This window comes from Psychroserpens damuponensis (assembly GCF_000826655.1).
GTDB lineage: Bacteria > Bacteroidota > Bacteroidia > Flavobacteriales > Flavobacteriaceae > Psychroserpens > Psychroserpens damuponensis.
The window spans coordinates 130,688-137,486 of the sequence record NZ_JXJO01000002.1; the positions used below are offsets into that span (position 1 = coordinate 130,688).

9 protein-coding genes are annotated in these 6,799 nt (G+C 33.7%); 8 read left to right on the forward strand and 1 reads right to left on the reverse strand.

The features are described from left to right. The first annotated feature begins 31 nt into the window (after positions 1-31). Genes TD29_RS01550 through TD29_RS01560 form a run of 3 tightly spaced genes read left to right on the forward strand, consistent with a single transcriptional unit; the run spans position 32 to position 2,021 of the window. Complete coding sequence (locus tag TD29_RS01550) at positions 32-493, forward strand: GNAT family N-acetyltransferase (protein WP_040278407.1); 462 nt, start codon at positions 32-34, stop codon at positions 491-493. Continuing rightward, positions 490-1,224 carry a M15 family metallopeptidase gene (locus TD29_RS01555; RefSeq protein ID WP_040278408.1) on the forward strand — a complete coding sequence of 245 codons (735 nt, stop codon included), beginning with the start codon at positions 490-492 and terminating at the stop codon, positions 1,222-1,224. The genes TD29_RS01550 and TD29_RS01555 overlap by 4 nt, the downstream gene beginning before the upstream one ends. Before the next feature lie 26 nt (positions 1,225-1,250). Then, positions 1,251-2,021, forward strand: a complete 771-nt coding sequence (locus TD29_RS01560; protein ID WP_040278409.1) for a M48 family metalloprotease — start codon at positions 1,251-1,253, stop codon at positions 2,019-2,021. A gap of 62 nt (positions 2,022-2,083) precedes the next feature. Here TD29_RS01560 and TD29_RS01565 read toward each other — a convergent pair whose 3' ends face one another. Continuing rightward, positions 2,084-2,467, reverse strand: coding sequence for an ankyrin repeat domain-containing protein (locus TD29_RS01565; protein WP_040278410.1), 384 nt, complete (start codon positions 2,465-2,467; stop codon positions 2,084-2,086). Between the two features lie 289 nt (positions 2,468-2,756). On the opposite strand from TD29_RS01565, the gene gpmI reads away from it, so the two are divergent. Genes gpmI through TD29_RS01590 form a run of 5 tightly spaced genes read left to right on the forward strand, consistent with a single transcriptional unit; the run spans position 2,757 to position 6,731 of the window. Then, on the forward strand, positions 2,757-4,274 hold the full coding sequence (gene gpmI, locus TD29_RS01570; RefSeq protein WP_040278412.1) for a 2,3-bisphosphoglycerate-independent phosphoglycerate mutase: 1,518 nt from the start codon (positions 2,757-2,759) through the stop codon (positions 4,272-4,274). A 46-nt stretch (positions 4,275-4,320) separates the two neighbouring features. Continuing rightward, a complete protein-coding gene (locus tag TD29_RS01575; RefSeq protein WP_040278413.1) occupies positions 4,321-4,734 on the forward strand; it encodes a BT0820 family HAD-type phosphatase in 414 nt (137 codons plus the stop codon). Position 4,735: 1 nt separating this feature from the next. Beyond that, complete coding sequence (map, locus tag TD29_RS01580) at positions 4,736-5,557, forward strand: type I methionyl aminopeptidase (RefSeq protein ID WP_040278414.1); 822 nt, start codon at positions 4,736-4,738, stop codon at positions 5,555-5,557. A gap of 11 nt (positions 5,558-5,568) precedes the next feature. Next, the gene (locus TD29_RS01585) at positions 5,569-6,348 is read left to right on the forward strand and encodes a class I SAM-dependent methyltransferase (protein ID WP_040278416.1); all 780 of its coding nucleotides are present in this window, start codon (positions 5,569-5,571) and stop codon (positions 6,346-6,348) included. A 14-nt stretch (positions 6,349-6,362) separates the two neighbouring features. Beyond that, positions 6,363-6,731, forward strand: a complete 369-nt coding sequence (locus tag TD29_RS01590) for a DUF423 domain-containing protein (RefSeq protein ID WP_040278418.1) — start codon at positions 6,363-6,365, stop codon at positions 6,729-6,731. Positions 6,732-6,799 lie beyond the last annotated feature (68 nt).

The window sequence follows — 6,799 nt, forward strand, 5'->3', positions numbered from 1 at the left end:
CTAAGTTTGATTTAGATATTTAATTAAACTTATGACTACCTATAAGCATACTACCCAATTTTATATTAAAGAAATTTCGGCCAAAGAAACCTATGCTGTTAGACAACCTATTTTAAGAGAAGGTCAACCATTAGAAGATTGCGAATTTTCAGGTGATCATTTAGAAACCACTATTCATTTGGGTTTGTATGTTGATGAAGCACTAATTGGTATTGCTAGTTTTCTCGACAATTGTAGTGTCCTATTTTCCGAAGAAAAACAATATCAACTTCGTGGGATGGCAATTTTAAAAGCATTTCAAGGACAACAATTTGGTGAACACCTTATAAAACATGGTGAACGAGTTTTAAAAGAAAAAGGAATTTATAGAATTTGGTGTAATGCTAGAGAAACTGCGATTCATTTTTATACCAAAAACGAGTATCAAATTATTGGTGATCCATTTGAAATAGAAAACGTTGGCACACATTATGTAATGACGAAAGTATTATGAAAAGACGCACATTTTTAAAAAGCACAGCGACATTAGGATTGGGATTAGCCGTTTTTCCTCAAATAGCATTTCAAGACGCTCCTACTAGCCTACCATACAATGAATTAATTGGAAAAGGCCATCCTGAATTGTTTGGTAATGGTTTTAAATTACGAAAAGAAGCCTACGACGCCTTTTTGTTAATGAGCAAAGAAGCGCTTAAAAGTGACATTAAGTTAAAAGTTGTGTCTAGTTATAGAAGCTTTGCGCATCAAAATAGAATATGGGAGCGCAAATACAAGCAAAATATTAATAATGGGTTAAGTCCTCAAGACAGTTTAAATAAAATTATAGAATACTCAACCATACCAGGAACATCGCGACACCATTGGGCAACAGACTTAGATCTCATAGATGCTCATGTTGCACAACCTAGAAATGTTTTAAACCCTAAACATTTTGATGGATCTGGCTGTTTTTCAAAATTTAAAAGCTGGATGGACACTCACGCAAATACCTTTGGTTTTTATCTGGTATACACCAACAAAAAAGACCGAAAAGGATTTAAATATGAGCCTTGGCATTATAGTTACAAACCGCTTTCTTTAGGTTATTTACAGGCCTATCAAAAACTTGATTTGAGAGATATTATCATTTCTGAGCAATTAATTGGGTGTGATCATTTTTCCGAAGCCTTTATAACAAACTATGGCAACCAAAATATTTTGGATATAAATCCAGAACTTTTGTAAATTTATAAGCACTAATTATCATCACCATGAGAGGAAAGAATTTTAAAATAAGACTATTAATAGGAGCAGCAATTGCTCTGTTTTTTGTTGTAAAACGATGTAGTCAACGAGAAGAAAACCCTTATACAGGTCGTGTGCAAACCATTTCAATGTCTTCAACTGAAGAAATTCAAATAGGTATAGCCAGTGCTCCTCAAATGGCACAACAGCATGGAGGTTTACACCCAAATACCGAATACCAAGCTATGGTTGATAATGTTGGTAATAAATTAATTAACAACAGTATTGCTAGAGAAACTCCATATCAATATGAGTTTCATTTATTAGCAGATCCAAATACTATAAACGCATTTGCTTTACCTGGTGGTCAAGTATTTATCACTTTTGCATTATTTTCAAAATTAGAAAATGAAGATCAATTAGCAGGTGTTTTAGGACACGAAATTGGTCACGTTTTAGGGCGTCATAGTGCCGAGCGTATTGCTGAAAGTGATTTTTGGCAAGGTCTTGCTACTGCAGGCTCTGTAGGTGCAGATGCTGGAGGTTTGGTAAGTGGTATTGGTCAAAATACACTATTAACTAATGGTCGTGATGATGAATTAGAAAGTGATGATCTTGGTGTAAAATTTATGCTAAAAGCTGGCTATAACCCAGAGGAAATGATTGGCGTTATGGAAATTTTAAAAGCTGCTGCTGGTCCTAATCGTGTTCCAGAAATGCAAAGCACACATCCAGACCCAGAAAACAGAATTGAAAAAATTAGAGAATCAATTCAAAAATATAAAAACGCATCTTAAAAAAGATGCGTTTACAAACTAACTAACTCAAATAATTTGCTTCTTCATTGAAGCTTTTTTTGTTAAGAATCTAATGCTTTTAAGTATGCTAAAGTGTCATTTGCATTAGAAGCTTCAGCATATTTTTCTGCAGTCATTCCTTTTGCTGATTTCACGTCTAACTTAGCACCTTTTTCTACTAAAAGTTTTAAAATATCTAATCTGTTATATTTCGCAGCATACATTGCTGGCGTTAAACCATTAGATTTTTTGTTGACGTCTTGTCCTAACTCAATAAGTTTTTTAACAGTCTCCAAATCCCCTTTTACAACTGAGATACAAAATGGATCTACTGCTCGTTTTGTCACTGTTTCATAAGTTGAAGAAGTTACAATGTCATTTGATGCATGTAAAGTTGTAAATGAAAACCCTAATGCGATTGCGATAATTACTGCTGATTTTTTCATGATGAAAGATTTTAAATTTAATTGATTATGTTTTTTGATTTTGAACTAGTTCTCCTAAGTTCATATTAAAGAGACGACATAAATCTTAAAGTGTTACACCAAAAAAATTTTAATAACATTTTTTTAACTGTTTGTAAACAAATATGTTAATTGTTTCTTAAACAACTATTTACAGATAACAATAGCTATACAATAAAACCACTTATTAGTAATTAATCATATTTTGTAATCTTAATCTATAGATATGAAATTTTAAACTTTTATCTTTGAGTATCATAAAACTCTTATAATGAACAAGAAAGTTATTTTAATGATTCTTGATGGTTGGGGAATGTCTCCAGACCCAAAAGTCTCTGCTATAGACAATGCACAAACACCTTATATAGATGCGTTATATCACAATTATTCTCATGCAACGTTAAGAACCGACGGTTTACATGTTGGTTTGCCAGAAGGCCAAATGGGCAATAGTGAAGTTGGACATATGAATCTTGGAGCTGGACGTATTGTATATCAAGATCTTGTTAAAATTAACTTAGCTGTAAAAAATAACACGCTTAAAGATGAACCAACCCTTGTTAATGCGTTTCAATATGCAAAAGACAATGACAAACCTGTACATTTTTTAGGACTTGTTAGTGATGGAGGTGTTCATTCTCATATCAATCATTTATTTGGTTTGGTTGATGCAGCGAATAACTTCGGAATAAAAAACGCTTTCATTCATGCGTTTACAGATGGTAGAGATGTAGATCCAAAATCTGGATTTGGATTTATTTCATCTTTAGAAACCCATATTCAAAACACAAATACCAAATTAGCTTCGGTGTCTGGACGCTATTATGCTATGGATAGAGACAAGCGATGGGAACGTATCAAATTTGTTTATGATGGTTTAGTTAATGGTTTAGGAGAGCACTCAACTAATATGACCCAAAGTATAGAAAACAATTATAAAAATGGAATAACCGATGAGTTTATCAAACCTATAATCAAAGTTGATGAGAACAACCAACCAATCACAAAAATAAAAGATGGTGATGTTGTCGTCTTTTTTAACTTTAGAACAGATAGAGGTCGTGAGTTAACCGAAGCCTTGTCTCAAACTGATTTTCATGAGCAAAACATGCACAAGCTAGATTTACACTATGTTACGCTAACCAATTACGATGCATCTTACAAAGGCATCAACACCATTTTTAACAAAGACAATCTCACTGAGACCTTAGGAGAAGTTTTAGAAAAAAATAATAAAACACAAATAAGAATTGCCGAAACGGAAAAGTATCCGCATGTTACATTTTTCTTTTCTGGAGGACAAGAAGACCCCTTTAAAGGTGAAACCAGATTATTGAGAAACTCACCTAAAGTAGCCACTTACGATTTAAAACCAGAAATGAGTGCTTTTGAATTAACCGATGCGCTTGTTCCTGAACTTAAAAAAGGTGATGTTGACTTTGTATGCTTAAATTTTGCAAATGGAGACATGGTTGGTCATACAGGAGTGATGGAAGCTGCCATAAAAGCTTGTGAAGCTGTAGATACTTGCGTGAAACAAGTTATTGAAACTGCATTAGACAATGATTACACCACCATTTTAATTGCAGATCATGGTAATTGTGAAACCATGGTAAATCCTGATGGCTCACCAAATACAGCACATACTACTAACCCAGTACCTGTTATTTTAATTGATAACGAAAAACTAACAATTAAAGATGGTATTCTAGGCGATATCGCACCAACAGTATTAAAACTTATGGGAGTAGAACAACCAAAAGCAATGACGCAACACTCTTTAGTGTAACTAAAATTGAAAAATTGTATTTTTGCAGCTTAACAAAAACCCACTAATGAATTTTCAAGACAAACTTGTTATAGCCATTGATTTTGACGGTACCATAGTTGAGGACGCTTACCCTAAAGTAGGCAAACCTCGTATTTTTGCATTTGAAACTATGAAACGACTCCAACAGGATGGACATAGAATAATCCTTTGGACCTATAGAAGTGGCTCTAAACTGGATGAAGCTGTTGCATTTTGTAAAGAAAATGGTATTACATTTTATGCAGTAAATCAAAGTTTCCCTGAAGAAAAATATGATAACTCAGTAAGTCGAAAAATCTATGCAGATATTTACATTGATGATAGAAATATTGGAGGTATATTAGGATGGGGAGAAGTCTATCAACTTATTACTAATGAAGAGCCAGATATGAAAGCTGCAAAGCAAAAGAAAGGGTTCTTTTCATTTTTAAAGAAATAACATGATTATAGTTAAAACAAAAGAAGAAATTGAATTAATGCGTCAAAGTGCGTTAGTTGTTTCAAAAACTTTAGGCATGCTTGCCAAAGAAACAAAAGAAGGTGTCACCACTCAACAACTAGATAAATTAGCTGAAGATTTTATTAGAGCTCAAGGTGCTTTACCTGGCTTTTTGGGATTGTATGATTGTCCGTCAACACTATTATGTAGTGTCAATGAAGCTGTAGTTCATGGTCTACCAACAGATATACCACTTAAAGATGGTGATATTGTATCTATAGATTGTGGTGCATTAATGAACGGTTTTTATGGAGACCATGCATACACTTTTGAAATTGGCAATGTTGCTCCAGAAACAAAAAAACTGGTTCAAATTACCAAAGAATCTCTATACGAAGGCATTAGAGCATTTAAACTCGGCAATCGTGTTGGTGATGTTGGTTATGCCATTCAAAATTATTGCGAAGCTCAAGGTTATGGTGTTGTTAGAGAACTCGTAGGTCATGGTTTAGGTCGTAAAATGCATGAAGATCCAGAAATGCCAAACTACGGTCGTAGAGGTCGTGGTAAGAAATTTATTGATGGCATGGTTGTGGCTATTGAACCAATGATAAATGGTGGCACACACAAAGTAAGACAACTAAAAGATGGCTGGACCATTGTCACTCAAGATGGCAAACCTAGTGTACATTTTGAACATGATATCGCGCTTATTGACGGTAAACCTGAGATTTTATCAACCTTTGATTACGTTCATGAAGCTCTAGGAATTACAAGTGATGAAGAACTTGAATTTAAAAATCATGTTCCAAATCTCAACTAGTTTCAAAGCCATTGAAAAAACTCTTTAAATTCATACTTAATACCATTCCGAGACCTTTATTAATAAGGTTGAGTTATGTTGCTCGTCCAGTGCTAGCCTTTTTTTTAAAAGGAGATACGTTTACAGATCCAATTGATGGTAAAAGCTTTAAAACCTTTTTGCCTTATGGCTACGGAAATCAGCGTAACAACGTCCTTTCGCCTTCTACATTAAGTTTAGAACGTCATAGATTATTATGGTTATACCTTCAACATGAAACTAATTTTTTTTCTTCGGAACATGTTACTGAACGAAAAAAAGTGCTTCACTTTGCTCCAGAACAATGTTTCTTAAAACGTTTTAGAACATTAAACCATATAGAATATACCACAACAGATTTATTGTCTCCTATTGCAGATGTGAAAGCAGATATTTGCAACCTTCCTTTTGAAGATAACAGCTATGATATCATTTTATGTAATCATGTATTAGAACATATACCAGATGACACTAAAGCCATGCAAGAGCTGTATCGCGTTATGAAACCAGGAGGTGTTGGCGTATTTCAAATACCGCAAGATTTATCTCGAGCAGAGACTTTTGAGGATGACTCCATTACAGACCAAAAAGAACGTGCGAGAATTTTTGGTCAATATGACCACGTTCGTGTTTATGGTCGCGATTATTTTGATAAGCTTCGAAGTATGGGTTTTAAAGTAGATGAAGTGGATTATACTTCTAAACTTTCCGAAGAAAACATTAAAAAATATTGTTTAGCTAAAGGTGAAATTCTACCTGTAGTTTACAAATAGAACATATTACTTTTATGACACAACAACTAATAATTGCAACAGGTGCACTTTTTGGCTTGCTATCTGTAGTTTTTGGAGCTTTTGGCGCACATGCTTTAAAGAAAATTTTGTCTACAGATCAATTACACAGTTTTGAAGTTGGTGTTAAATACCAAATGTATCATGCTATTGTTTTATTAGTTATTGGTTATAATCCCAATCATATATCTTCAGCGACGTATTGGTGCTTTACGTTAGGTATTATTTTATTCTCGTTTAGTATTTACGGATTAATCTTATCTGATGCTAAAGGAAAAAAGTTGCGTTTCTTAGGACCAATTACTCCAATTGGCGGCTTGCTTTTGGTTACTGGCTGGTTATTATTACTTATTAATGTTTTATAAATGAAAAACACTATAAAGGCGAGGTAGTGTTAGGAGTTGATGTTTCCGAAGAAAAAAAAAAAAAAAAA